The 25,652-nt window shown below is 36.5% G+C and carries 23 protein-coding genes; 12 read left to right on the plus strand and 11 right to left on the minus strand.

The annotated features are described in order from the left end of the window. Positions 1-134: 134 nt before the first annotated feature. The 3 genes from SMSK564_RS11440 to SMSK564_RS11445 form a co-directional block, all read right to left on the minus strand. Positions 135-1,343: an ATP-binding protein gene (locus SMSK564_RS11440; protein WP_001106641.1), complete on the minus strand. Its 1,209-nt coding sequence runs from the start codon at positions 1,341-1,343 to the stop codon at positions 135-137. A 384-nt stretch (positions 1,344-1,727) separates the two neighbouring features. Then, positions 1,728-3,266, minus strand: a complete 1,539-nt coding sequence (locus SMSK564_RS0103130) for a response regulator transcription factor (protein WP_001023731.1) — start codon at positions 3,264-3,266, stop codon at positions 1,728-1,730. After that, a complete protein-coding gene (locus SMSK564_RS11445) occupies positions 3,247-4,917 on the minus strand; it encodes a sensor histidine kinase (protein ID WP_000773065.1) in 1,671 nt (556 codons plus the stop codon). The genes SMSK564_RS0103130 and SMSK564_RS11445 overlap by 20 nt, the downstream gene beginning before the upstream one ends. A 202-nt stretch (positions 4,918-5,119) precedes the next feature. On the opposite strand from SMSK564_RS11445, the gene SMSK564_RS11450 reads away from it, so the two are divergent. The 7 genes from SMSK564_RS11450 to SMSK564_RS0103135 all read left to right on the plus strand — a co-directional run bounded on the left by SMSK564_RS11450 (position 5,120) and on the right by SMSK564_RS0103135 (position 13,820). Continuing rightward, the gene (locus SMSK564_RS11450) at positions 5,120-6,037 is read left to right on the plus strand and encodes an ABC transporter permease (RefSeq protein WP_000861540.1); all 918 of its coding nucleotides are present in this window, start codon (positions 5,120-5,122) and stop codon (positions 6,035-6,037) included. A 17-nt stretch (positions 6,038-6,054) separates the two neighbouring features. Next, complete coding sequence (locus SMSK564_RS11455; RefSeq protein WP_001267167.1) at positions 6,055-6,951, plus strand: carbohydrate ABC transporter permease; 897 nt, start codon at positions 6,055-6,057, stop codon at positions 6,949-6,951. A gap of 9 nt (positions 6,952-6,960) precedes the next feature. Beyond that, positions 6,961-8,526 (plus strand): type 2 periplasmic-binding domain-containing protein, encoded by a 1,566-nt coding sequence (locus tag SMSK564_RS11460; RefSeq protein ID WP_000792262.1) that lies wholly within the window; start codon positions 6,961-6,963, stop codon positions 8,524-8,526. Positions 8,527-8,731: 205 nt separating this feature from the next. Beyond that, positions 8,732-9,376: a DUF624 domain-containing protein gene (locus SMSK564_RS11465; protein ID WP_001170584.1), complete on the plus strand. Its 645-nt coding sequence runs from the start codon at positions 8,732-8,734 to the stop codon at positions 9,374-9,376. Further along, a complete protein-coding gene (locus SMSK564_RS11470) occupies positions 9,373-11,586 on the plus strand; it encodes a glycoside hydrolase family 31 protein (protein ID WP_000688737.1) in 2,214 nt (737 codons plus the stop codon). The genes SMSK564_RS11465 and SMSK564_RS11470 overlap by 4 nt, the downstream gene beginning before the upstream one ends. 429 nt (positions 11,587-12,015) lie before the next feature. Beyond that, on the plus strand, positions 12,016-13,425 hold the full coding sequence (locus SMSK564_RS11475) for a peptide MFS transporter (RefSeq protein ID WP_419992002.1): 1,410 nt from the start codon (positions 12,016-12,018) through the stop codon (positions 13,423-13,425). Positions 13,426-13,589: 164 nt separating this feature from the next. Next, the gene (locus SMSK564_RS0103135) at positions 13,590-13,820 is read left to right on the plus strand and encodes a hypothetical protein (RefSeq protein ID WP_000692895.1); all 231 of its coding nucleotides are present in this window, start codon (positions 13,590-13,592) and stop codon (positions 13,818-13,820) included. Positions 13,821-13,850: 30 nt separating this feature from the next. On the opposite strand, the gene SMSK564_RS0103140 is transcribed toward SMSK564_RS0103135, so the two are convergent. Genes SMSK564_RS0103140 through SMSK564_RS11500 form a run of 6 tightly spaced genes read right to left on the minus strand, consistent with a single transcriptional unit; the run spans position 13,851 to position 16,277 of the window. Further along, positions 13,851-14,327, minus strand: coding sequence for a glutathione peroxidase (locus SMSK564_RS0103140; RefSeq protein ID WP_000203042.1), 477 nt, complete (start codon positions 14,325-14,327; stop codon positions 13,851-13,853). Beyond that, positions 14,324-14,902: a DUF3278 domain-containing protein gene (locus SMSK564_RS11480; protein ID WP_000711226.1), complete on the minus strand. Its 579-nt coding sequence runs from the start codon at positions 14,900-14,902 to the stop codon at positions 14,324-14,326. Before SMSK564_RS11480 ends, SMSK564_RS0103140 begins: the two co-directional genes overlap by 4 nt. 26 nt (positions 14,903-14,928) lie before the next feature. Further along, positions 14,929-15,255, minus strand: coding sequence for a hypothetical protein (locus SMSK564_RS11485; RefSeq protein WP_000838777.1), 327 nt, complete (start codon positions 15,253-15,255; stop codon positions 14,929-14,931). A gap of 10 nt (positions 15,256-15,265) precedes the next feature. Further along, complete coding sequence (locus SMSK564_RS11490) at positions 15,266-15,514, minus strand: hypothetical protein (protein ID WP_000711737.1); 249 nt, start codon at positions 15,512-15,514, stop codon at positions 15,266-15,268. A gap of 10 nt (positions 15,515-15,524) precedes the next feature. Continuing rightward, the gene (locus tag SMSK564_RS11495) at positions 15,525-16,067 is read right to left on the minus strand and encodes a DUF3278 domain-containing protein (protein ID WP_000712335.1); all 543 of its coding nucleotides are present in this window, start codon (positions 16,065-16,067) and stop codon (positions 15,525-15,527) included. A gap of 15 nt (positions 16,068-16,082) precedes the next feature. Further along, the gene (locus tag SMSK564_RS11500; protein ID WP_001082471.1) at positions 16,083-16,277 is read right to left on the minus strand and encodes a helix-turn-helix transcriptional regulator; all 195 of its coding nucleotides are present in this window, start codon (positions 16,275-16,277) and stop codon (positions 16,083-16,085) included. Positions 16,278-16,443: 166 nt separating this feature from the next. On the opposite strand from SMSK564_RS11500, the gene rsmH reads away from it, so the two are divergent. From rsmH to SMSK564_RS11525, 5 genes are all read left to right on the plus strand, one after another. Continuing rightward, positions 16,444-17,394 (plus strand): 16S rRNA (cytosine(1402)-N(4))-methyltransferase RsmH, encoded by a 951-nt coding sequence (gene rsmH, locus SMSK564_RS11505; RefSeq protein WP_025170932.1) that lies wholly within the window; start codon positions 16,444-16,446, stop codon positions 17,392-17,394. Positions 17,395-17,404: 10 nt separating this feature from the next. Further along, the gene (ftsL, locus tag SMSK564_RS11510) at positions 17,405-17,722 is read left to right on the plus strand and encodes a cell division protein FtsL (RefSeq protein ID WP_000840792.1); all 318 of its coding nucleotides are present in this window, start codon (positions 17,405-17,407) and stop codon (positions 17,720-17,722) included. A gap of 3 nt (positions 17,723-17,725) precedes the next feature. Then, on the plus strand, positions 17,726-19,978 hold the full coding sequence (pbp2x, locus tag SMSK564_RS11515; RefSeq protein WP_000872295.1) for a penicillin-binding protein PBP2X: 2,253 nt from the start codon (positions 17,726-17,728) through the stop codon (positions 19,976-19,978). A gap of 1 nt (position 19,979) precedes the next feature. Continuing rightward, positions 19,980-20,960, plus strand: coding sequence for a phospho-N-acetylmuramoyl-pentapeptide-transferase (gene mraY / locus SMSK564_RS11520; protein ID WP_000470806.1), 981 nt, complete (start codon positions 19,980-19,982; stop codon positions 20,958-20,960). Positions 20,961-21,411: 451 nt separating this feature from the next. After that, positions 21,412-23,517 carry an ATP-dependent Clp protease ATP-binding subunit gene (locus SMSK564_RS11525; protein WP_001063426.1) on the plus strand — a complete coding sequence of 702 codons (2,106 nt, stop codon included), beginning with the start codon at positions 21,412-21,414 and terminating at the stop codon, positions 23,515-23,517. 60 nt (positions 23,518-23,577) lie between these two features. Here SMSK564_RS11525 and SMSK564_RS11530 read toward each other — a convergent pair whose 3' ends face one another. Together SMSK564_RS11530 and SMSK564_RS11535 are read right to left on the minus strand one after the other, a co-directional pair. Further along, positions 23,578-24,060 carry an S-ribosylhomocysteine lyase gene (locus tag SMSK564_RS11530; protein WP_000032549.1) on the minus strand — a complete coding sequence of 161 codons (483 nt, stop codon included), beginning with the start codon at positions 24,058-24,060 and terminating at the stop codon, positions 23,578-23,580. Between the two features lie 94 nt (positions 24,061-24,154). Further along, a complete protein-coding gene (locus SMSK564_RS11535) occupies positions 24,155-25,639 on the minus strand; it encodes a DUF1846 domain-containing protein (protein ID WP_000743601.1) in 1,485 nt (494 codons plus the stop codon). Positions 25,640-25,652: the final 13 nt, after the last annotated feature.

The raw sequence follows: 25,652 nt of genomic DNA on the forward strand, positions 1-25,652 counted from the left end.
AAAGATTCCATTTTATCTTTCAAGTGTCCGTATTATATAGTGTGTTCTAAATTCGCTATATCTTGTTAGGGTTTGGATAGAATCATTGATAACAGACTGTTGCAAATCTAGTTAGCTGTATGATTTATGATTATTTATTTTTCTAGTAACCAATCTATGATATTTTTCTTCTCAATACCATTGTAATTTGCTGTTGGTTGAATCGTATCCATTGTCAATAGATATTTGGGGAATTGATCTTTAATGGCTTCTAGTGGTCTGAGTTCTCTTTCTAGTGTTTCTGGAGCAAGTGTTGTTTCACTGACCTGATAATAAGCGTAGTGACCAAGATCAGTTACAACAACAAAATCAACCTCATACTTATCTAAGTTACCAACATATACTTGTGAATATCTACGTCTCAATTCCAAATATACCATATTTTCCAAGATATGCCCAATGTCTTCTTTGTGGTCTGGTAATAAGAGATGTCGTAAACCTAAATCAACGGGATAATATTTTTCTAAGCGTCGCAATAATGCTCGACCTTTTACATCAAAACGTGGAACGGAATAAAAAAGTAAACTATCTGTCAAAGTTGTCAAATAATTTTCCAAAGTATTATGGGAGATTGAAACATTTTGGCTAACTAGGGTATTGCGAATCTTATTTGTTGATATTAAGCTACCTGTACTACTGAGAAGGGTTCGGACAATGCGTTCAATAATAGTAGGATTTGGATTTCCCAATCTAGTGACAATATCATTTAACAGTATGGAGTTATATATTCCTCTTAGATAATCAATTTTTTCAGCGTAAGATGATGTTTGCAATAAGTAAGGGAAAGCACTAAAGAGATATTTGTTAAAAATTTCTGTTGTATTCAGATTCTCTGTGAGAGATTGACCTGATAGGTATTCTTCAAATGACAATGGAAGAACTTCTATCTCAACATACCGACCGGTCAAGTTTGTAGCTAATTGGCTACTCATAAAGTAGGCGTTGGATCCAGTCAAATAGAGGTCAACATTTGGTAGGATAAATAGACTATCTGCTACCAGTTCAAATTTTTCAACATGTTGAATTTCATCTAAAAAGATATAGTATGTTTTCTCGCTAACTAATTGATCTTTTATATAAGCGAATAATGTTTGAAAATGTCGCAGTTCATAATAACTCAGATCTTCAAAATTGATGGATATGATTTGATCCTCGTCTACCCCAGTTGCTAGTAACTCCTCTTTATAGAGTTGAAAAAGCACAGATTTACCAGCTCGTCTAACTCCGCTCACAACTTTGATGATTTGGCGATCACGATGTCTTCTTAAAAAGTCTAAATAATGTGGTCTTTTGATATAGTTCATAATAGATACCTCAAAGATAGTATAATACAAATAGAAATTATTTTCAAATATTTAGAAATAATATTTAATTTGTTCGATTATTTCTAAATATTTGAAAATAATATTTTTGTGCAATCAAAAAATAGTCCATTTTGGTATGGCATGATAGTAAATCTTGTGAGGTTTTGTAGCAAGTATTCAAATAAAAAGCGCATACTATCAGGAATAAAAAACTTGATAGTATACGTTTCATCCTAGAAATATTTACGGGCTGTTTTTCTGAAACTGACTTTTTAAGAAGTTACCTTATCAGCAATTTCAAATAAGTTTATGGAGCTATTTTTGGAAAAACTGTAGACTGTCAAAGCTTACCACAGTCCGTAGTATTTCAATAATTCAGATTGCTTACATTTTATTTTGATAAGTTTTACGGTAATCTCCAGGAGAAAGTCCAGTCCTTTGTTTAAAAATTTTAGTAAAGTAAGAATAATTATCATACCCTACTTGACAAGATACTTGTGATATCGAGATATTTGTTTGAGATAGGAGAGATTTAGCAGCATTAATGCGCTTATCCGTTATATATTTAACAAGAGTTTCTCCAGTTTCTTTTTTAAAAATTCTAGCTAAATGATCTGCACTGAGATAAACCATATCTGCTAATATAGAACGATTTATATCCTCATAGTAGTGATGATCTATGTATTCGACAATACGTTGAATACTATTTTTCTGGTTTTCAATGTTTGTTGCAAATTTCTTAGCATGTGACCAATAATAATCAAAGTAATCCTGAAAAGATTCAATTGAATGAAAGCGTCGTTGGAATAAGAAATCATGAGTGCTATTTTGGAACAATTTATGTGCCGAGATTCCATTTTGATCTAGATATATTCCTATTTGTTGAGTCCAATCTAGTAAAATTTGTTGTAGTGTGAAAGTAGGAATTTGAGAATTATAAGTAAGTGAATTAATTTTTTCTCTTAATTCGTATTCACTTAAGGTATCTAAAAACGTAATTGAAAGAGTTTCTGTTTTAAAGGAAGTTGGAAAACTATGTGGAACACATGTAATAGTATTCCAATAAGAAACATATTGTTCATTATAAGTGTAGAGTTCTTTGGTATGAAATAAAATATCGGATATTTTATGGCAACTCTTATATATAATGTTTGAGTATTTACTAAAGTTATTAGAAATTTGAGAATGAATCTCATATGCCAATTTGTCACTACGTTTGGATGAGTCTACTCTAAAGAGACAAACATATTGATCAACCTGGCTTTCCATCTTGAATAGACTTATCAGCTTATAAGAAGGTTGTGAAATTCTTTGAAGTTCTCTTTTTAGTTGAGAAGTCCATGATGGAGTTTCTGCAGAATAATCTTCTTCATTAAGATTGATTGTTAAAACTGCAAGAAAAAAATACTGGTGTTTTTGAAGAATAAAATCTTGTTTGCTTGCTATTATTTCTAGCTCATCAATGCGAGAAATTTGAGGTTTTCTAAGGTAATCATACCAGAAATTATCTTCTATTTGTAAAAGCGAATCATTTTTTCCATTTAAGTTATGATTCTCAATTTTACTAATGGCTTTTTGAATAATAAATTCTAATTTTTCAAAGTTAATGGGTTTTAGATAGTATTCGAAGCTTTGCAATTCAATTGCTTTTTGAGCATAGTTGAAGTCGGCGTAATTGGTTAAAAAAATTGTTTTTATATCATATTTTTCATTTCTAATCCACGATAAGAGTTCGAGGCCACTACCTTGAGGCATTTCTATATCGCTTATCATGAGATCAATAGGATTCTCTCTAATAATATTTTGAGCTTGAGTGAGGCTATAGGCAACATAAACAGTGTCAATGTGTAGTTTAGCCCAATTTATTTTCTCTCGTAAAGCTTCAATGATAAAACGATCGTCATCAACTAATAAGATGTTCATTATAACCTCCATCTATAATCTTGTATGGAATAAGTAAAAGAATTTTAGCCCCACCTTCTTCATTATTTTCAAATGCAATACTATAGTCATTAGGATAGAGAAGATTTAAACGTTCGATGGTGTTTGTGATCCCAATATGATGTCCATCTTCTGTTATTAGAGACTGTTTCTGATTTAGTTTTGATAAAATTTCTTCAGAGAAACCTGGACCATTATCCTCGATACAAATCTGAATATAATCTGAGTTCTCAGTTTTTACTTTTTTTATTGATAGCAAAATTGTAAATAAATCCTGAAATGAAAAACCATGTTTGATTGTATTTTCAATAAATGTTTGTAAAAGTAACGATGGAACAAGAGTATTTTGTAGCTCAGAATTGTAGTCTAGTGAAAAGTAGATACTATTTCCATATCGAATTCGTTGTATTTCTAAATAATCTTTAATATGCTGAACTTCATCTTTAAGTTCTGAAAAATCTTGATTAGCCATAAATAAATGACGGAGATAATTTGAAGTTAGGATAGTTAACTCTTCAATTTCCTTGTAGTTTTTTGTTTGAAGCATACTATGAATCATTGATAACATATTTAAGTAGAAATGTGGACGGATTTGGTTCTTTAGATAATTAAGTTCAATCTTCTTAAGTTCTAGTTGTGAATGGTATTCCCTTATTTTTAATTCTTGCATGTCAAATATTACTTTATTAAGTTTATCATTTGCCTTATCAATTTCTAGTATACCTTCAGATATAAAAAATTCAGAAGGGGGGATGGAGTCCCCGAGTTGAGAGAGTCGTTCAGTGAGTCTTGTTATAGGTTTAATCATCCACTGACGAATATACAGGATAATGATGATTGATAAAATTGTGATAATGATAGGAACGGCTGATAAAAATACTTCTAAGAGTGTGATATTTCTAAAGACTTCGGCATAATCGACTAAAACATAAATATCGAAAGGTAAATGCGTTTTTTCATTTTGGGCATGAATTAGGTAATTAGCGGACGGTATATTGTTAGGCTCTTTTAGGGAGAGTTTGCCATTATTACCAATATTAAGTTTATTGAGAGGTTTTAGGATATCTTCTGAAGATATGACGGCATAAATGATTTTTCCTTCGTAATGAACAGATTTAACTAAGTATTCACTGTTTTTAGTAGTTACATTTTTCCATTTACGGTCACTTATATCACTACGCAATGATTTTAGATTTGATTTTAACAGTAGATAATCTTCATATGGAATATAAAGATTGGAGACATTTATAAAATGATCAGTACTATCGGTTTCTAATAAGAATGTCATATGAGTTTCATTTTGATATTCAAACTCTGTAAAGCTAGTTTGAACTTTTTTAAGATTTTCTTGATACTCAAGAAACGTTTGTACATGATTTAATTTCTCTAAAGATTCATTATGCGTTATTGTTGAGTACATAAAGCGTTCTACAGAATGTAATTTTTCATTAACAGAGTCAGCATAAATTTCAATTGAACTACGTAGGTGTACTATATTTTGGTTTTTAATAAAATTTCTGGTTATGTTACTCATAGCAATATTGATTAAAATATTTATCAATAGTAGTACAAGTAGGAGTTTAAAGAAAAAATGAATGGAATGTTTTTTTGATAAGTCGTGATTTAATTTCATATACTATTCTCCTACTAAAATTATAGCACTTTGAAAATACGATATCATGTAACAAAACAGATATGTTTTATCAAGATGTCGGAAAAGTAATAGTTTTTAAAATTAAAAAACTGAAAAATTGATAAACCTAGTCCAAAAAGTTCTATTAAGGGAATTCTATATGGTGTAAAATAATCGTAGAAAATCAGATGGGAGGAAAAACATGAAAGTAGCATCTCAACTTCATAAAATAAAATTAAAGCATAGTATTCCGTTATATATATTACTTTTTCCTTCAATATTGCTATTAATTTTATTTTCCTATATTCCCATGTTGGGACTAATTATTGCATTTAAAGACTATTCACCAGCCAATGGTATCTTTGCTAGTCAGTGGGTAGGATTTAAGTACTTTACTCAATTTTTCTCATCATTCCAATTCGGGACAACTATGTTCAATACATTAAAAATTTCACTTTATAGTATTGTAGTAGGATTCCCCTTACCTATTATACTAGCTATAATTAGTAATCAGTTAAGAGTTGGGAAGTTTAGAAAAATATTTCAAGTGACAACTTACTTACCCCATTTTATCTCTACAATGGTTATGTGTGGGATGATCATCTTATTTTTATCTCCTACTAGTGGTTTGTTAGCGAATGTATTTAAGTCTGTTGGAATCACTATTCCAGATTTTTTATCAAAACCTAGTCATTTTGCAGGTGTTTATGTTTGGAGTGATGTATGGCAACATATTGGTTGGGATAGTATTATTTATCTGGCGGCGCTTTCTGCAATTGATCCTACATATTATGAGGCTGCAACTATGGATGGTGCCTCTAGGTTACAAAAAATTCGGCATATAGAATTACCATTACTTTTGCCAACTGCTATGATTTTGCTAATATTAAGAGCAGGTAGTTTATTAAGTGTAGGGTTTGAGAAAGTGTTACTATTACAGAATCCTCTTAATTTAGCAGGAAGTGAGATAATTTCGACCTATGTTTATAAAGTTGGTATGGTGAACTTTCAGTATAGTTATTCGACAGCTATAGGGTTATTTAACACCGTAGTCAATCTAATAATTTTGTTATCTGTTAACTGGTTCTCAAAAAGATATACTAGAACGGGTCTTTTTTAAAGGAAGGAGTGCTTAAAGTGAGATGGTTTCATAAATCAAGAAAAACAAACTCTGAATTATTATTTGATATAGTTACCTATGGTTTAGCAATTTTCCTTATCCTGTTAATTGTTTATCCGTTATGGTTTGTAGTGATTGCATCTTTTAGTAATCCTTCAGATGTTGCAAATGGAAAGGTATGGTTTATTCCTAGAGAATGGAAATTAGATGGATATTTACGTCTTATTCAACAACCTTTATTCTTACGTAGCTATCTAAATACCATTTTATATACTGTTGTTGGTACCTTAGTTGCTTTAGTAGTCAATATTCCAGCTGGTTATGCTTTATCTAGAAAAGAATTGGTTGGTAGAAAGTGGATGAGTATTCTATACATAATCCCTATGTTTGTATCAGGTGGCTTGATTCCTACCTACTTAACAGTAAAGAATGTAGGCTTGATTGATACATTTTGGGTAATGGTAATACCTTTTGCAGTTTCATCATACAATATTATTGTTGCTAGAACTTTCTTTAATAATAGTATTCCAGACGGGATGTGGGAGGCTGCGCAAATTGATGGCTGTGGTACAATTCGTTATTTTATTAAAATAGTTGTTCCTTTATCAAAAGCTATTATAGCAGTTATTGGACTTTGGACTGCAGTTGGTATTTGGAATTCGTGGTTTAATGCTTTAATTTATTTAACGAATGAAAATTTACAGCCATTGCAATTAATTTTACGACGTTTACTAATTAGTAATCAAATGTTACAATCGCAAGCAACAGGAGAAGTGGCATCAGATCTTCGTATCAAAGCCGATATGATGAAATATGCAGCAATTGTTATTTCAACCGCTCCGATAATGTTGCTATATCCCTTTGTTCAAAAATACTTTAATCAAGGCGTAATGATTGGCGCCTTGAAAGAATAGGAGAAAAACATGAAAAATAAATCATTTACATATTTGTTCTTAGGAACAGTTACACTTGCTGGCTTAACAGCCTGTGCAAATTCTAGTAATGCGAATAAGGACGATAAGTCTGGAGAAGATTCTTATAAAATCACAACTGTTCGTTGGTCTGACTGGGGAGAAGATTATCATAAAGGTTTTCTAACAGATTCTGCCAAGGAAGCAGGTATTGATGTTAAATGGGATACACTTGTAGCCGCAGATTGGGCAGATAAGAAATCTGTTTTGGTTGCTAGCGGAGATTTACCAGATGCATTTTTGGGTTCAAATGCATTTACAGATTCAGAAATTGCTCAGAACCAATCTTTGTTTATTCCATTGGAAGATTTAATCAAGGAAAACATGCCAAATTTAACTAAGGCTATGGAGAAAGAACCTAAGATTAAAGCTATGATTACTTCACCAGATGGTCATATCTACAGTCTACCTAAAAAATTACCGATGCGTCCTACTGTAGCTAATCAGCTATTTATTAATAAAAAGTGGCTGGATAATTTAGGATTAAAGGTTCCAGAAACTTATGATGATTTAGTAAAAGTACTACAAGAATTTAAGGATAAAGATGCGAACGGAAATGGAGACGCTTCTGATGAAATTCCATTCGGAGCAGGAAACTTTGATCCGACATTCTCATATATTCTTCCGTTCAATAATCGTTTAGGGGCAGATAATACATATGAAATGTCTGTAAAAGATGGGAAACCAGTCTACCTTCGTACAGAGGAAAGTTATAAACAAGGGATTGCAGCAATGCACGAAGCTTATAAAAAAGGTTTGATTGATCCGGAAATCTTTACAGAAGATACATCTATGAGTGTAGCAAAACGTATGGATAAGGGAGTATCTAGAGTAGGTGTTTCTAGTGGTTGGACAGCAGATGCAACGTTTGGCTTACATTCAAGTGAGTATATCGCTCTACCTGCTTTAAAAGGTATGGATGGTAAACAATATGTCTTTTCTGATCCAGATCATTACAACTATGGTCGAAATGAAATTTTGATTACAAATAAGAGCAAAAACCCTGCTAAATTATTGAAATGGTTGGATAAATTATATACAGATGAAGCAAGTATTCAGAATTTCTATGGATCATTTGGAATAGCTACTGAAAAGAATGGTGATAAGTTTAAAGTGTTACCTCCTAAAGATGGTAAATCAGCTGATGAATGGGCATGGATTAATTCACTTCGAGATTTTGGTCCTAAATACGTAAGCGATGATATCAATAGTCGCGTAGAAATCGATCAAACACAAGGTGATGGATTGAAATTGAAGATGGACCAAGATTTGAAACAATTTGCGTTGCCAGCTTACCCTAATGTGATTTATTCACAAGAAGAACTTAACAAATTATCATCAATCTATGTGAGTATTGAATCTTATGTCAAACAACAAGCATCTAAATGGGTAGTTGAAGGTGGCATAGAAAAAGAATGGGACTCATACAAAGAAACTCTTAAGAATATGGGATTGGACGAATTTATGAAGATTCAACAGGAAGCATATAATCGTTACCAAAAAGAAGTAAAAGAGTAATACTTTATATGAACTCTTGGTTGTATAAACAAGGGACTAGCTAATTACAGGAAGCGAGACTGATAACATCAGATTATCTCGCTTCCTTTATTCTAATTTTTAAAGAAATGTGGAAATGTTTTTTAAATAATTTAGGTAATATTTTTGTACAACTGACATTATAAAATATAGAGTTAAGGCAATCGATTTTATGGAGATATCTATTATGCAAAAATTATTTTCATTAGATGGAAAAATGGTTAGAATTTTAACTTTTTTGACAGATTTAATTATTTTAAATACTCTATTTATTGTGAGTTGTATTCCAATAGTTACAATTGGGGCATCACTAACTTCTCTTACGACAATGTGGTATCGTATTTTAAAAGGTAAAGATACCGATATTGCTTATCATTATTTTCGGATCTTTAGACAAAATTTTAAACAATCAACTTTTATTTGGTTGTTTATCCTCCTAATAGAATTACTTTTATATGTGAACTATTGTCTTTGGGGCTATTCAAGTTTACTTTCAGAGTATAGTTTATTGTTAGTGTTGCCCTTTTTATTTGTTATAATACTTTTTATGAGTGTTGTTTTTCCCTATATTGGTCTATTTAAAGATAATCTAAAAAATAGTATTGTAAATAGCGTATTAATTTGTATTTTAAATCCAATACAAGCTATCATGTTGGTTTTATTTAATATTTCTGTACTGTATATGAGTTTTAGTAGTCCAGAACGAGTTTTAACAGCTATTTACGTATTTACATTTGGGGGATTTGCTTTTTGCGGATTGATGAATGTAACGATAACAAATAAAATGTTTGATAAGATAAAGAAATTTACTAAAAGGAGGGAAACAAATTGAAAATTTTTAAGGGAGAGTTTTATCGAATCTCTGTATTAACAGACAAGCTAGTAAGGTTAGAATACTCTCAAACTGGAAGTTTTGAGGATAGAACTACACAACTTATCTATAATAGAGAGTTTGGCCAAGTTTCGTTAGATTATATCGAGACATCAAACGTACTAGATATTATGACGGACTATTTTCATTTGCATTTTAATAAAGGAGAATTTAACGCCGAAAATTTATTTATAGAATTAAAAGGAAATTTTGCCGTATATGGTAGTCGCTGGTATTTTGGTGAATCTATTGAAACGTTAAAAGGAACAGCTCGGACTCTGGATAAGGCAGATGGAGCAATCTCGTTAGAAGATGGAATTATTAGCAGAAATGGTATAGCCTTATTGGATGATTCTCAAGGATTTATTTGGGATGAACAGTCTGGTTATATTGAGAGAGAAAATCAAATTGACCTGTATTTCTTTGCCTATGGGCATGATTATAGAGGAGCAATCAGAGACTTTTACCATTTGACTGGTTCAACACCCTTATTGCCAAGATATGCTTTAGGAAATTGGTGGAGTAGGTATTGGCCTTATACGTCGGATGAATACTTGGATTTAATAGACAGATTTGAAACAGGGAAAATTCCATTATCTATCGGTGTTTTAGATATGGATTGGCATATAACTGACATTCCAGCTCGTTTTGGAAGTGGGTGGACAGGATATAGTTGGAATAGAAACTTAATACCTAATCCAGAACAGTTATTGCAACAACTTCATGATAGAAAGTTAAAACTCTCCTTAAATGTCCATCCTGCTGATGGTATACGGGCTTATGAAGAAGCTTATCCTCGAGTCGCCAAACGATTGGGGTTAAATATAGAACTAGAAGAACCTGCCATTTTTGATTTTTTTAATCCCTCTTTTAGGGAATCCTACTTTAAAGATGTTCATTATGAGCTAGAAAAGCAAGGAGTAGATTTTTGGTGGATTGACTGGCAACAAGGGACACAAGGCATGTTGGATCCACTGTGGCTTTTAAACCATTATCACTATCAGGATAGTTGTAAAAATGTAGAAGGTGGTTTGATTTTATCAAGATATGCAGGGCCGGGTAGTCACCGATACCCTGTTGGTTTTTCAGGAGATACCATTATTAGTTGGAATTCCTTAAGATTTCAACCTTATTTTACAGCGACAGCATCAAATATCGGCTATAGTTGGTGGAGCCATGATATCGGTGGACACATGCTGGGGGATTATGATGAAGAGCTACAAACTAGATGGCTACAGTTTGGCGTTTTTAGTCCGATAACTCGATTACATAGTTCTAGAAGTCCCTTTAATAGTAAAGAACCTTGGTTTTTTTCAGAAACAACATCTAAGATTATGAAGAAATACCTTCGTTTGAGACATCAGATGATTCCATATCTATATACCATGAATGTAAAGACACATGAGGAAGGTGCCCCATTAATCAGCCCAATGTATTATTTCTACCCAGAGAATGATGAGAGTTATAATGTTCCAAATCAATACTTTTTTGGAACAGAACTGATGGTGGCTCCCATTGTAGAAAAGATGGATTTGGCATTCCAATCTGCAAAAGTAGATGTATGGTTCCCTGAAGGTGAATGGTATGACTTCTTTTCAGAGAAAAAATATACAGGTGGTGTGAAGTTGAGTGTTTATAGAGACATTTCGACTATACCTGTGTTTGCAAAAAGTGGTGCAATCATTCCCTTGGTTGGTTCTGAGATAGATATGGGTGTTGATTTACCTGAAGTTGTAGATTGGTATGTATTCCCAGGCAAGCAACATTCTTTTGAAATGATTGAAGTTCAAAATGGTCAAAGATATAAAACAAGATTATCAATCGACTGGGAAATGGGGATGGTAGAGTTAGCATTACAAGGCGATTCTAGTATCGTTCCAAGCAATAGAAGGCATAGAATTCATTTTAAAGGAACGAATGTGTCTATAATTGAATTGCCAAATAAGAATGATACAGCTAGATTTGAATTGAAAGATAATAAAAGGACACCCCTAAATGATGAAGTTTTTAGACTACTAAAGACGGCTTCTCTTCCATATGAATTAAAAGATAGATTGTTAAATCAATTCATCAATGCCAAAAATTCTCATGACTTAATGAATATCTTGCATCATCAGGATAAGGAATTGAGAGGGCGTTTGTTGGAAATGATATTTACTAGCGAAAACTAATTGAGACATTTTGTACACAATTTCTATTCTTTAATTGCTAATTATTTATTTTTTAATGTGTAATAGTTTTACATCTCTATGCTTATTGACTTGTATTTTAGTAATTACAAGTTTGGCATAGGGATGTTTTTATGATTTTAAAGACTTTTTGCCCAGCCTCTTTTTTAAACTAAACAAGAGAAATTTTTCAAAGTAACTTCCACTTGCCTGACCGAAGTGGAAGTTAGTTTGAAATGAATTTTTATGGTGGAATTAAGTATGAGAGGTTAGATTTTTCAGAAAATTTTCTAAAATAGACAGGATTTGTTTGACATTTGTTTGAAAATTCTGTAAAATGAATTATTATATCGTTAAAGGAGAATATATATGGAAAAACAGAAAACATTTTTTGGACATCCTATGGGCTTGTCCACCCTCTTCTTTACAGAGATGTGGGAGCGCTTTTCTTACTATGGGATGCGAGCTATCCTACTTTACTATATGTACTATAGTGTACAAGATGGTGGGTTGGGGATGGATAAGACCACAGCTGCATCGGTTATGGCGATTTATGGCTCGCTGGTATTTTTATCCTCGGTTGTCGGTGGTTTTGTCAGTGACCGTATTTTAGGAAGCCGTAAGACCGTCTTTTACGGTGGGATTCTGATTATGCTAGGGCATATTGCTTTGGCAACACCTTTTGGACAAGTGGCTCTCTATCTTTCTATTGCCTTGATTATCTTTGGTACTGGATTTTTAAAACCTAATATCTCAGATATGGTTGGGGGAATTTATGAGAAAGAGGATGATAGACGGGATGCAGGATTTAGTATCTTTGTCTTTGGTATTAACTTAGGTGCCTTCGTTGCCCCTTATCTAGTGGGTTATCTAGGTCAGGAAGTCAATTTCCATCTAGGTTTCTCATTAGCTGCTGTTGGGATGTTCTTTGGTCTTGTGAAATATGTTTTAGATGGGAAGAAATACCTGCCTGAATCAAGTCTTTACCCCACTGATCCACTTTCACAGAAGGAGCAGCATACCTTGATTAAACGCTTGCTAATTACACTTGTCATGGTTATTCTTGTGGTTATAGGTTTAGTCTTTACTCACCAGTTTAATGTGGATATGATTGTTAATATCTTTACAGTGATTGCTGTAATTATTCCAATCTACTATTTCTTTAAGATTTTATCTAGTCAGAAAATAACTGCCACTGAGAGATCCCGAGTATTTGCCTACATTCCTCTATTTATCGCTGGAGTACTCTTCTGGTCTATTGAGGAACAGGGTTCTGTTGTTCTCGCTCTATTTGCGGATGATCAAACTCAACTTTACTTTAATGTATTTGGGAATCAGATTCATTTTCCATCTAGCTTTTTCCAAAGTATCAATCCACTTTTCATTATGATTTATGTGCCGATTTTTGCATGGTTGTGGGGGAAAATGGGTAAAAAGCAACCGTCCTCTTCTAAGAAATTTGCTTACGGTTTATTAGCAGCAGGTTTATCCTTCTTGTGGATGATGTTACCAGGGATGCTCTTTGGGACAGATGTTAAGGTCAGTCCTTTCTGGTTGATTATGAGTTGGGCTATTGTGATTGTGGGGGAGATGTTGATTTCGCCTATTGGTCTATCAGTCACTAATAAGCTAGCACCAAAGTCCTTCCAAGCACAAATGATGTCTATCTGGTTCTTGAGTGATGCTGCTGCCCAAGCCATCAATGCTCAAATTGTAAAATTTTATACAAGCGAAACTGAAGTGGCTTACTATGGAATTGTTGGAGGAATTACGATTGTATTCAGTATTATCTTACTCTTATACGTTCCACGTATTGAAAAACTAATGTCTGGTATCAAATAGAGAAAAACTGGAATTTCTGTAGGGATTCTAAAAGTTAGATCAATTATTTATTCAAAGGATTTAGTTCTGTATTGCATAGAGCTAAGTCCTTTTTGTTTGATTAAAACTCACAATGTTTCTGATTTTCCTAGTAGACATTTGTACACTTTTCTATTTAATACTCAATGAAAATTAAAGAGCAAATTAGGAAACTAGCCGCAGGTTGCTCAAAACACTGTTTTGAGGTTGTAGATGAAACTGACGAAGTCAGCTCAAAACACTGTTTTGAGGTTGTAGATGAAACTGACGAAGTCAGTAACCATACATATGGCAAGGCGACGTTGACGCGGTTTGAAGAGATTTTCGAAGAGTATAAGTCAAAGCTAATCAAAAAATCTCACTATTCATTAGGTTAAAGGAGACCTGATCAAAGTGAGATTGTAAAATTATAGTAGATTTTGTATTGCCTCTTCAATTTGTTTTAGGTCTGTTTTTGAAGAGAAGCGTTCAAAGACCTGCCCATCACGACCGATGAGAAATTTAGCGAAATTCCATTCGATTCGTTTTCCTAGTGGACCAGATTTCTGGTCTTTCAACCAAACATAGAGGGGATCTGCCTCCTTACCGTTGACCTTGATCTTGGCAAAACGTGGGAAAGTGGTTTGATAATGTAGGCTACAGAAGGCGTTGATTTCCTCTGCATTACCTGGTGCTTGTCCCATAAACTGATTGCAAGGGAAGTCTAAAATCTCAAAACCTTGTTCTTGATAACGATCATAGAGTTCTTGAAGTCCATGGTACTGGGGCGTTAAACCACATCCGGTAGCAGTATTAACAACCAAGAGAACCTTACCACGATAGGCATTTAGTGGAGTTTCTTGCTTGTCTTGGTTTAAGACTGAAAAATCGTATAGTGAGGTCATTGATTGCTTTTCTCCTTCTGTTTGGTATTTTTAGGAGTCTTCTCCTCCTGTAGTGATAGAAATCCGTAGGTCAGGGTTCCGAAAATACTACCGATAATCAAGCCATACATCAGGAAAGGAACACTTTTATCGAATTGCATGAGCAACTTCCCAAAATCTGAAAAGGACATCTGCTGAACGAAGACTTTATGAAAGATGAGCAGGGTAAAGAGGCCAATCTGAAGACCGATAAACACAATCCAGCTTCGGAATTTGATTTGGGCTTTGCTGTAGGTTTTGAGGATGATTTCTGACTTGTCATCTTTTTCCAGATGGAGTTCTTTGACGGCTCTTTGAGTTTTTAAAGTAATGAAAAAAATGAGTCCAGAGTAAACGTAGGGCATAGCATAGCGAACGGCTTCTATGAAGCGTCCAAATAATAGATAAAACAAGAAGAGAAAGAAGGAAGAATAAACGATTTGGACCATGGAACGGGCACAAGCCTTGTAGATAATCTCTTGTCGGCATTCATCAAAAGGGCCCTGAATGTGAAAGAGATTTCGAAGTAGGCGAGTGGTGAAGTCTTCTTTTTTCATACTAGTAACCTCCTAAATGAGCAGTTTTACTGACTTTCTTTTACGAATTGATAGAGATAATAAAGATAAGTGATAGAAGAAAGGCTAGCGATAGTGAACAGTAAATAATATTTCCAATTGCTTGAGATGACCATCAGTTGTGGCAAAGATATAATCATAAAGCACAGTGCTAAGTTGAGTATGCGCGTTTTTTGGGAGTCAATCTTTAGATAAGTTAGTCCTTTGTTGAGGGCTGGAATAAAGACTAGAAGGAGGAGTATCTCGCTGATTGGCAAGTTCCCTGAAATGATGATGAAGATGAGCAGTGAAGCAAACAAAAGATGATAGGTCAGTAAAGTTAGTAATGATTTCATAGGGCACCTCCTACTCCTCATCTTGATCTTTCTTAGCTTTTGCAATGCGAAGTGAGTCGACAATATGCATCATCATTCCGAAAAAGAAAGCTCCCAGTATAGTTTTAAAAATATGTTTTGTATTTAGAAGAGAACTGATAAAATTTGGATTTTCACTTGTTAGGGTATCAATGAGTGGAATTATAAAAAATATCATTGTTCCATAAATCGAACCTGCTTTCAGACCAGGATAACGTAACTGTTTCTTTTCTTTTTTCATGAGTTTCCTCCTAATCATTATCCTGATTTTTCTTGGCTTTTGCAATGCGACGGGAGATGAGAATCTGTATAACCACTCCAAAGAAGACAGACTGGAGGATACTTGAAAAAATATTTTTAAAAGCGAGAAGAGACTGAAGATAGTCCTGGCTCTCATCTAGCAGTATATGGAGAAGAGGGGTTATAAAAAACATCCATAGACCAAAGAACAAACCTGCTTTCAGACCAGGGTAATGTAGTTGCTTGCTTTCTTTCTCACTCAGCATATCTGGATCAATAGCTGTAATCCCTGTTTTTTTGGTTTGGGAGAGCACATAGAAAGCAGAAATCATCGAAATGCCGAATACCACAATAGGATAGCCGATAGCGACAATTTGCGGGTATTTATAAGCGAGGACAAAGGGGATGAGATTTCCAAACGTCATCAGATAAAAGAGGATGATAAAAACTTGATTGCCGATACGATCAGCCTCGCGTCGTTTGTGTTCATCAAGTGGTCCTGAAATGCCATAAATGCGTTTGATAAGTTTTTCAGTGAAGGTTTCTTTTTTCATGAGTTGGCTCCTTTTTTAAAAATTATCCTCCCAAAAGAGACTGTTGAGGTCAGTTTGGAGGCTACGAGCGAGATTGAGACAGAGTTCCAGGGTTGGATTGTACTTGTCGTTTTCAATCATATTGATGGTTTGTCTCGAGACACCGATATCCTTGGCGAGCTCGAGCTGGGAAATGCCTAGTTCCTTGCGAAATTCTTTCACACGATTCATCTGTTCTCCTTTCTGATTTGTGTCGTATATATTTGACCATATTATATTATTCTATAGAGCGATTGTCAAGCATATTTGACATATTTCTTAAAGAAATCTTACTTGTTTTTGGCCTATTTGTCTGACTAGTGCAAGCTAGTCAGATTTGTGGTAAAATAGATAAGATATGACAAAAGAATTTCATCATGTAACGGTCTTACTCCATGAGACGATTGATATGCTCGACGTAAAGCCTGACGGTATCTACGTTGATGCGACTTTGGGTGGAGCAGGCCACAGCGAATATTTATTAAGTAAATTAAGTGAAAAAGGCCATCTCTATGCCTTTGATCAGGACCAGAATGCCATTGACAATGCGCAAAAACGTTTGGCACCCTATATCGAAAAAGGGATGGTAACCTTTATCAAGGATAACTTCCGTCATTTACAGGCACGTTTGCGCGAAGCTGGTGTTCAGGAAATTGATGGAATTTGTTATGACTTGGGAGTGTCTAGTCCTCAATTGGACCAGCGTGAGCGTGGTTTTTCTTATAAAAAGGATGCGCCACTGGACATGCGGATGAATCAGGATGCTAGTCTGACAGCCTATGAAGTGGTGAACAATTATGACTATCATGACTTGGTTCGTATTTTCTTCAAGTATGGCGAGGATAAATTTTCTAAACAGATTGCCCGCAAGATTGAACAAGCGCGTGATCTGAAACCTATCGAGACTACGACTGAATTGGCAGAAATTATCAAGTCGGCCAAGCCTGCCAAGGAGCTCAAGAAGAAGGGTCATCCTGCTAAGCAGATTTTCCAGGCTATTCGAATTGAAGTCAATGATGAACTGGGAGCGGCAGATGAGTCCATCCAGCAGGCTATGGATATGTTGGCTCTGGATGGTAGGATTTCAGTGATTACCTTTCATTCCTTGGAAGACCGTTTGACCAAGCAATTGTTCAAGGAAGCTTCAACGGTTGAAGTTCCAAAAGGCTTACCCTTCATCCCAGATGATCTCAAGCCCAAGATGGAATTGGTGTCCCGTAAGCCAATCTTGCCAAGTGCAGAAGAATTAGAAGCCAATAACCGCTCGCACTCAGCCAAGTTGCGCGTGGCCAGAAAAATTCACAAGTAAGAGGAAAAAGATGGCAGAAAGAATAGAAAAAACAGGTCAAATACTACAGATGCAACTTAAACGGTTTTCGCGTGTGGAAAAAGCTTTTTACTTTTCCATTGCTATAACCACTCTTATTGTAGCCATTAGTATTATTTTTATGCAGACCAAGCTTTTGCAAGTACAGAATGATTTGACAAAAATCAATGCGCAGATAGAGGAAAAGAAGACCGAATTGGACGATGCCAAGCAAGAGGTCAATGAACTATTACGTGCAGAACGTTTGAAAGAAATTGCCAATTCACACGATTTGCAATTAAACAATGAAAATATTCGAATAGCGGAGTAAGATATGAAGTGGACAAAAAGAGTAATCCGTTATGCGACGAAAAATCGGAAATCGCCGGCTGAAAACAGACGCAGAGTTGGAAAAAGTCTGAGTTTATTATCTGTCTTTGTTTTTGCCGTTTTTTTAGTCAATTTTGCGGTCATTATTGGGACGGGCACTCGCTTTGGAACAGATTTAGCGAAGGAAGCTAAGAAGGTTCATCAAACCACCCGTATAGTTCCTGCCAAACGTGGGACTATTTATGACCGAAATGGAGTCCCAATTGCTGAGGATGCAACCTCCTATAATGTCTATGCGGTTATTGATGAGAACTATAAGTCAGCAACGGGTAAGATTCTTTACGTAGAAAAAACACAATTTAACAAGGTTGCAGAGGTCTTTCATAAGTATCTGGACATGGAAGAATCTTATGTAAGAGAGCAACTCTCGCAACCTAATCTCAAGCAAGTTTCCTTTGGAGCAAAGGGCAATGGGATTACCTATGCCAATATGATGGCTATTAAAAAGGATTTGAAAGACGCTAGTGTTGAAGGAATTGACTTCACAACTAGCCCTAATAGAAGCTATCCAAATGGACAATTCGCTTCTAGTTTTATTGGTTTGGCCCAACTCCATGAAAATGAGGATGGTAGCAAGAGTTTGCTGGGAACTTCTGGGATGGAGAGTTCCTTGAACAGTATTCTTGCAGGGAAAGACGGTATTATTACCTATGAAAAAGATCGTCTGGGTAATATTGTCCCTGGAACAGAACAAGTTTCCCAACAAACGGTAGATGGCAAGGATGTTTATACAACATTGTCTAGTCCGCTACAATCTTTCATGGAAACTCAGATGGATGCCTTTCTAGAAAAAGTAAAAGGTAAGTATATGACCGCGACCTTGGTCAGTGCAAAGACCGGTGAAATCCTCGCTACCACCCAACGACCTACCTTTAATGCAGATACTAAAGAAGGAATCACTGAGGACTTTGTTTGGCGTGATATTCTTTATCAAAGTAACTATGAACCAGGATCAGCCATGAAGGTTATGACGTTAGCTTCTTCTATTGATAATAATACCTTCCCAAGTGGAGAATACTTCAATAGCAGTGAATTCAAAATAGCGGATGCGACGACTCGAGATTGGGATGTTAATGAAGGTTTGACTACTGGTGGGATGATGACTTTCTTACAAGGTTTCGCTCACTCCAGTAATGTTGGAATGAGTCTACTTGAACAAAAAATGGGAGATGCTACTTGGTTGGATTATCTAAAACGCTTTAAATTTGGGGTTCCAACTCGCTTTGGCTTGACAGATGAATACGCTGGTCAACTTCCAGCTGATAATATTGTTAGTATTGCTCAAAGCTCATTTGGGCAAGGAATTTCAGTGACACAAACACAAATGCTTCGTGCCTTTACAGCTATTGCTAATGATGGAGTTATGCTGGAGCCAAAATTTATAAGTGCTATTTATGATACTAACAATCAGTCTGTACGTAAGTCACAAAAAGAAATAGTAGGAAATCCTGTTTCCAAAGAGGCAGCAAGCACAACTCGAAATCACATGATCTTAGTTGGGACGGACCCTCTATATGGAACTATGTATAATCACTACACAGGAAAGCCAATTATAACAGTTCCTGGACAAAATGTAGCAGTTAAATCCGGTACGGCTCAAATCGCTGATGAGAAAAATGGAGGATACTTGGTTGGTTCTACCAATTATATTTTCTCAGCTGTGACTATGAATCCTGCTGAAAATCCTGATTTTATCTTGTATGTAACGGTTCAACAGCCTGAGCATTATTCAGGTATCCAGTTGGGAGAATTTGCCACCCCAATCTTGGAGCGGGCTTCAGCTATGAAAGAATCTCTCAATCTTCAATCTCCAGCCAAAAATTTAGATAAAGTTACGACAGAATCTTCTTATGCAATGCCTAGCATCAAGGATATTTCACCTGGTGAGTTGGCGGAAGCCTTACGCCGAAATATTGTGCAACCAATCGTTGTAGGTACTGGAACAAAGATTAAAGAGACTTCTGTAGAAGAAGGGACCAATCTTGCACCAAACCAACAAGTTCTCCTTTTATCGGATAAGGTAGAAGAAATTCCAGACATGTATGGCTGGAAAAAAGAGACTGCCGAGACCTTTGCTAAATGGTTGGATATTGAACTGGAATTTGAAGGTTCAGGTTCCGTTGTTCAGAAGCAAGATGTTCGGACTAATACAGCTATCAAAAACATTAAAAAAATTAAATTAACTTTAGGAGACTAATATGTTTATTTCTATTAGTGCTGGAATTGTGACATTTTTACTAACTTTAGTAGGAATTCCGGCCTTTATCCAATTTTATAGAAAGGCGCAAATTACAGGCCAGCAGATGCATGAGGATGTTAAACAGCACCAGGCAAAAGCTGGGACTCCTACAATGGGGGGACTTGTTTTCCTCATTGCTGCAGTTGTGGTGAGTTTCCTCGTCGCTCTTTTTTCGAAACAATTGACCAATAATGTTGGTATGATTTTGTTTATTTTGGTCTTGTATGGCTTGGTTGGTTTTTTAGATGACTTTCTCAAGGTCTTCCGAAAGATCAATGAGGGGCTAAACCCCAAACAGAAATTGGCTCTTCAGCTGCTAGGTGGCGTCATTTTCTACCTTTTTTATGAGCGTGGGGGCGATATGCTTTCAGTCTTTGGTTACCAAGTGCATCTAGGGATTTTCTATATTCTTTTCGCCCTTTTCTGGCTAGTTGGTTTTTCAAACGCAGTCAACTTGACTGACGGCATTGACGGTCTGGCTAGTATTTCAGTCGTGATTAGTTTGTCTGCCTATGGAGTTATTGCCTATGTGCAAGGTCAGATGGATATTCTTCTAGTGATTCTTGCCATGATTGGTGGTTTGCTTGGTTTCTTTGTCTTTAACCATAAGCCTGCTAAGGTCTTTATGGGGGATGTGGGAAGTTTAGCTCTCGGTGGAATGCTGGCAGCTATCTCTATGGCCCTCCACCAAGAATGGACTCTCTTGATTATCGGAATTGTTTATGTTTTTGAAACAACTTCAGTCATGATGCAAGTCAGTTATTTCAAAATGACTGGTGGCAAACGTATTTTCCGCATGACGCCTGTGCATCACCATTTTGAGCTTGGAGGATTGTCTGGTAAAGGAAATCCATGGAGCGAGTGGAAGGTTGACTTCTTCTTTTGGGGAGTGGGACTTCTAGCAAGTCTCTTGACCCTAGCAATTTTGTATTTGATGTAAGAATGGCACCCTGATGTTTCAGGGTGTTTTTGCTTTTTAAAAAATATTGGTCAATTAAAGTCAAATCCCTTGACCTTTTCTGACTAATGTAGTATATTATGAACGTAAGGTAAATGAAAGCCTTACTCGAACACTTATACTCAATGAAAATCAAAGAGCAAACTAGGAAGCTAGCCGCAGGTTTTCAAAACACTGTTTTGAGGTTGCAGATAGAGCTGACGTGGTTTGAAGAGATTTTCGAAGAGTATTATTTAAAGTAAAATAGAAAGAGGTGTGTCTATGTTTAATCTAGAAATCTTCAGAAGTAAAGATAGTCTACTCCTGCTTGAAAAAGAAAAACCAGAAATAGTACCTAGAGTAGCCATTTAGCTAGTCTAAATTTTTTAAAACAAAGGTCAAAGATAGTCAATGTCAGTGATCATAACTAAGTAAACAAAAAGAGGTAAAGAATATGAACAACAACTTTAATAATTTTAACAACATGGATGATCTATTTAACCAATTGATGGGTGGTATGCGAGGATACAGTTCTGAAAATCGTCGTTACTTGATTAATGGACGTGAAGTCACACCTGAGGAATTTGCTCACTATCGTGCAACTGGTCAATTACCAGGAAATGTAGAAGTTGATGGCAAAATGCCACAACAGGCTTCAGGTATGAAACAAGATGGTGTCCTTGCTAAACTAGGGCGAAACTTGACAGCAGAAGCTCGCGAGGGCAAGCTGGATCCTGTTATCGGACGAAACAAGGAAATTCAAGAAACATCTGAGATCCTCTCACGTCGTACCAAGAACAATCCTGTTCTGGTCGGAGATGCAGGTGTTGGTAAGACAGCTGTTGTCGAAGGTCTTGCTCAAGCAATTGTGAACGGCGATGTTCCAGCTGCTATTAAGAATAAGGAAATTATTTCCATTGATATTTCAGGTCTTGAGGCTGGGACTCAATACCGTGGTAGTTTTGAAGAAAACGTTCAAAATTTAGTCAATGAAGTGAAAGAAGCAGGGAATATTATCCTCTTCTTTGATGAAATTCACCAAATTCTCGGTGCTGGTAGCACTGGTGGAGATAGTGGATCTAAGGGACTTGCAGACATTCTCAAGCCAGCCCTCTCTCGTGGTGAATTGACAGTGATTGGGGCAACAACTCAAGACGAATACCGTAACACCATCTTGAAGAATGCAGCTCTTGCTCGTCGTTTCAACGAAGTGAAAGTAAATGCTCCTTCAGCAGAGGATACCTTTAAAATCCTTCAAGGAATTCGTGACCTTTATCAACAACACCACAATGTCATCTTGCCAGACGAGGTTTTGAAAGCAGCAGTGGATTATTCTGTTCAGTATATTCCTCAACGTAGTTTGCCCGATAAGGCTATCGACCTTGTAGATGTAACGGCAGCTCACTTGGCAGCTCAGCATCCAGTAACAGATGTTCATGCTGTTGAACGTGAAATTGAGGTAGAAAAAGACAAGCAAGAAAAAGCTGTTGAGGCAGAAGATTTTGAAGCAGCTCTAAACTATAAAACACGCATTGCAGAATTGGAAAAGAAAATCGAAAACCACACAGAAGATATGAAAGTGACTGCAAGTGTCAACGATGTGGCTGAATCTGTAGAACGAATGACGGGTATCCCAGTATCACAAATGGGAGCATCAGACATCGAACGTTTGAAAGATATGGCTCATCGTCTGCAAGATAAGGTAATCGGCCAAGACAAGGCGGTAGAAGCTGTAGCTCGCGCTATCCGTCGTAACCGTGCTGGTTTTGATGAAGGCAATCGCCCAATCGGTAGTTTCCTCTTTGTAGGACCTACTGGGGTTGGTAAGACGGAGCTTGCTAAGCAATTGGCGCTCGATATGTTTGGAACCAAGGATGCGATCATCCGTTTGGACATGTCAGAATACAGCGACCGCACAGCCGTATCTAAATTGATTGGTACAACTGCAGGTTATGTTGGTTACGATGACAATAGCAATACCTTAACAGAACGTGTTCGTCGCAATCCATACTCAATCGTACTTTTGGATGAGATTGAAAAGGCTGACCCTCAAGTCATCACCCTTCTCCTCCAAGTTTTGGACGATGGTCGTTTGACAGATGGTCAAGGTAACACTGTCAACTTCAAGAATACGGTGATTATCGCAACTTCAAACGCAGGCTTTGGTTACGAAGCTAACTTGACAGAAGATGCGGATAAACCAGAATTGATGGATCGTTTGAAACCATTCTTCCGTCCAGAATTCCTCAACCGCTTTAACGCAGTCATTGAGTTTTCACACTTGACTAAGGAAGACCTTTCTAAGATTGTGGATTTAATGTTGGCTGAAGTCAACCAAACCTTGGCTAAGAAAGACATTGATTTGATAGTCAGTCAAGCGGCTAAGGACTATATTACAGAAGAAGGTTATGATGAAGTCATGGGTGTTCGTCCTCTCCGTCGCGTGGTTGAACAAGAAATTCGGGATAAGGTGACAGACTTCCATTTGGATCACCTAGATGCCAAACACCTAGAAGCTGACATGGAAGATGGTGGTTTAGTTATTCGTGAAAAAGCCTAAGACAAAATTTTGAGAATAAAAAAAGAAGGAGCCAGCTGAAAAAACTGGTTCCTTTTGTGTCTAAATCACATGGCGCTCAAAGGCATCATCTGAGATTCCTTGTTCCAAGATGAGTTTCGCCCATTCTTTAGCAGAGAAGAGGCTGTGATCCTTGTAGTTTCCACAAGATTCGATGGTTGTTCCAGGGACATCTTCCCAAGTAGTAGTTTCAGCGATTTCCTTGAGCGAATCCTTGATAACTGTCGCAATCTCAGCGCTGGTATGACGCCCCCACATAATCATGTGGAAGCCTGTACGGCAGCCAAATGGTGAACAGTCAATCATGCCGTCGATGCGAGTACGGATGAGTTTAGCTAAGAGGTGCTCAATGGTGTGAAGTCCAGCAGTAGGGATCGAGTCTTCGTTTGGTTGCACCAAGCGAATATCATAATTGGAGATGATGTCTCCTTTTGGTCCCGTTTCTTCCCCAATCAAGCGAACATAGGGAGCTTTAACAATAGTGTGGTCAAGTTCAAAACTTTCAACAATAACTTCTTTTGACATGGTAAATCCTTTCAGTTTTCTCTCTTCATTATAACATAAAGCTGGCTCCTTAGGCAGAGAGAAAACCTCTCCGAGAGTGGAGAGGTTCAAATCGTTACTTACGATACAAGCGGTCGTATTGGTAGTAAGGGTCAAAGGTAACGTTGATACCCAATTTGCGAAGGACATTCTTATCTTCATCAGTCAAGATGATGGTTGAGTGGGCTTCGCTTCCTTTGAGGTTGCCGAGCTCTTCCATAGCACGAGCAGCATCAGGATTTTCTGTAGCTGTGATAGCAAGTGCAATCAGGATTTCATTTGAATGCAGACGTGGATTGCGGCTACCTAGATGATCGATTTTAAGACCTTGGATTGGCTTAACAACTTCAGGTTCGATTAGTTTTACTTCTTTAGCGATGTCAGCTGATTTCTTGATGGCGTTGATCAAGGCAGCGGCTGTTGGACCAAAGAGTTCTGAGTTCTTACCAGTCACGATTTCCCCATTTGGCAATTCAAGGGCTAGGGCAGGGCCACCAGTTTCTTCTGCCTTTTGACGAGCAACGACAGCAACCTTCCGGTCTGCAGGTGTGATACCGAGGTCGTTCATGAGCAACTCAATTTTCTTAACAGCAGCTTCACCAACTTTTTCAGCTTTAAAGTCAAGAACAGTTTGATAGTAACGTCGGATGATTTCTTGTTTAGAAGCTTCGATAGCAGCTTCATCATCTGTAATAGCGAAGCCAACCATGTTGACACCCATGTCTGTCGGTGAAGCGTATGGAGATTCACCAAGGATACGTTCTAACATGCGTTTGAGAACTGGGAAAATTTCAATATCACGGTTGTAGTTGACAGTAGTTTCTCCATAGGTTTGAAGATGGAAAGGGTCAATCATGTTGACATCGTCAAGGTCAGCTGTGGCAGCCTCGTAGGCCAAATTGACTGGGTGATGAAGGGGAAGATTCCAAACGGGGAAGGTTTCAAATTTAGCGTAGCCAGACTTGATACCATTGATTTGGTCGTGGTACATATTTGACATACAGGTTGCCAATTTTCCAGAACCAGGTCCAGGAGCAGTTACGACAATCAAGTTACGACTGGTTTTGATGTAGTCATTTTTTCCCATACCTTCTGGAGAAATGATATGATCCATATCCGTCGGATATCCTTTGATTGGATAATGAAGATAAGAATCAATTCCGTTTTTCTCAAGTTGGTTGCGGAAGGCATCTGCAGCTGGTTGGCCAGCGTACTGTGTGATGACCACTGAGCCAACAAAAATTCCCAATTCATTGAATTTATCAATCAAGCGAAGAACTTCTTGGTCATAAGAAATGCCCAAGTCACCACGTGCTTTAGAATGTTCGATGTTGCTAGCATTAATGGCAATCACAACCTCAACTTGCTCTTTCAATTCTTGTAAGAGCTTGATTTTGTTGTCAGGCTCATAACCAGGAAGAACACGAGCGGCGTGGAAATCTTCTAACATTTTGCCACCAAACTCTAAGTAGAGCTTGCCGTCAAATTGGTTAATGCGCTCCAAAATGTGGTCGCGCTGTAGATTCAAATATTGTTCAGAACTAAAAGCTTGTTTTTTCATTTTTTTACCTCTG

The sequence above is a fragment of the Streptococcus mitis SK564 genome, from assembly GCF_000148525.1.
Classification (GTDB): domain Bacteria; phylum Bacillota; class Bacilli; order Lactobacillales; family Streptococcaceae; genus Streptococcus; species Streptococcus mitis_H.

Excerpts from the sequence above, each read along its gene's own strand:
- SMSK564_RS11445 (WP_000773065.1), bottom strand. The coding sequence starts at position 4,917 with ATGAAATTAAATCACGACTTATCAAAAAAACATTCCATTCATTTTTTC.
- SMSK564_RS11535 (WP_000743601.1), bottom strand. The coding sequence starts at position 25,639 with ATGAAAAAACAAGCTTTTAGTTCTGAACAATATTTGAATCTACAGCGC.
- SMSK564_RS11475 (WP_419992002.1), top strand. The coding sequence starts at position 12,016 with ATGTGGGAGCGCTTTTCTTACTATGGGATGCGAGCTATCCTACTTTAC.
- SMSK564_RS11450 (WP_000861540.1), top strand. The coding sequence starts at position 5,120 with ATGAAAGTAGCATCTCAACTTCATAAAATAAAATTAAAGCATAGTATT.
- pbp2x (WP_000872295.1), top strand. The coding sequence starts at position 17,726 with ATGAAGTGGACAAAAAGAGTAATCCGTTATGCGACGAAAAATCGGAAA.
- SMSK564_RS11460 (WP_000792262.1), top strand. The coding sequence starts at position 6,961 with ATGAAAAATAAATCATTTACATATTTGTTCTTAGGAACAGTTACACTT.
- SMSK564_RS11480 (WP_000711226.1), bottom strand. The coding sequence starts at position 14,902 with ATGAAAAAAGAAGACTTCACCACTCGCCTACTTCGAAATCTCTTTCAC.
- mraY (WP_000470806.1), top strand. The coding sequence starts at position 19,980 with ATGTTTATTTCTATTAGTGCTGGAATTGTGACATTTTTACTAACTTTA.
- SMSK564_RS0103135 (WP_000692895.1), top strand. The coding sequence starts at position 13,590 with ATGAAAATTAAAGAGCAAATTAGGAAACTAGCCGCAGGTTGCTCAAAA.
- SMSK564_RS11465 (WP_001170584.1), top strand. The coding sequence starts at position 8,732 with ATGCAAAAATTATTTTCATTAGATGGAAAAATGGTTAGAATTTTAACT.
- ftsL (WP_000840792.1), top strand. The coding sequence starts at position 17,405 with ATGGCAGAAAGAATAGAAAAAACAGGTCAAATACTACAGATGCAACTT.
- SMSK564_RS0103130 (WP_001023731.1), bottom strand. The coding sequence starts at position 3,266 with ATGAACATCTTATTAGTTGATGACGATCGTTTTATCATTGAAGCTTTA.
- SMSK564_RS11525 (WP_001063426.1), top strand. The coding sequence starts at position 21,412 with ATGAACAACAACTTTAATAATTTTAACAACATGGATGATCTATTTAAC.
- SMSK564_RS11495 (WP_000712335.1), bottom strand. The coding sequence starts at position 16,067 with ATGAAAAAAGAAACCTTCACTGAAAAACTTATCAAACGCATTTATGGC.
- SMSK564_RS0103140 (WP_000203042.1), bottom strand. The coding sequence starts at position 14,327 with ATGACCTCACTATACGATTTTTCAGTCTTAAACCAAGACAAGCAAGAA.
- rsmH (WP_025170932.1), top strand. The coding sequence starts at position 16,444 with ATGACAAAAGAATTTCATCATGTAACGGTCTTACTCCATGAGACGATT.
- SMSK564_RS11490 (WP_000711737.1), bottom strand. The coding sequence starts at position 15,514 with ATGAAAAAAGAAAAGAAACAGTTACGTTATCCTGGTCTGAAAGCAGGT.
- SMSK564_RS11485 (WP_000838777.1), bottom strand. The coding sequence starts at position 15,255 with ATGAAATCATTACTAACTTTACTGACCTATCATCTTTTGTTTGCTTCA.
- SMSK564_RS11530 (WP_000032549.1), bottom strand. The coding sequence starts at position 24,060 with ATGTCAAAAGAAGTTATTGTTGAAAGTTTTGAACTTGACCACACTATT.
- SMSK564_RS11500 (WP_001082471.1), bottom strand. The coding sequence starts at position 16,277 with ATGAATCGTGTGAAAGAATTTCGCAAGGAACTAGGCATTTCCCAGCTC.
- SMSK564_RS11440 (WP_001106641.1), bottom strand. The coding sequence starts at position 1,343 with ATGAACTATATCAAAAGACCACATTATTTAGACTTTTTAAGAAGACAT.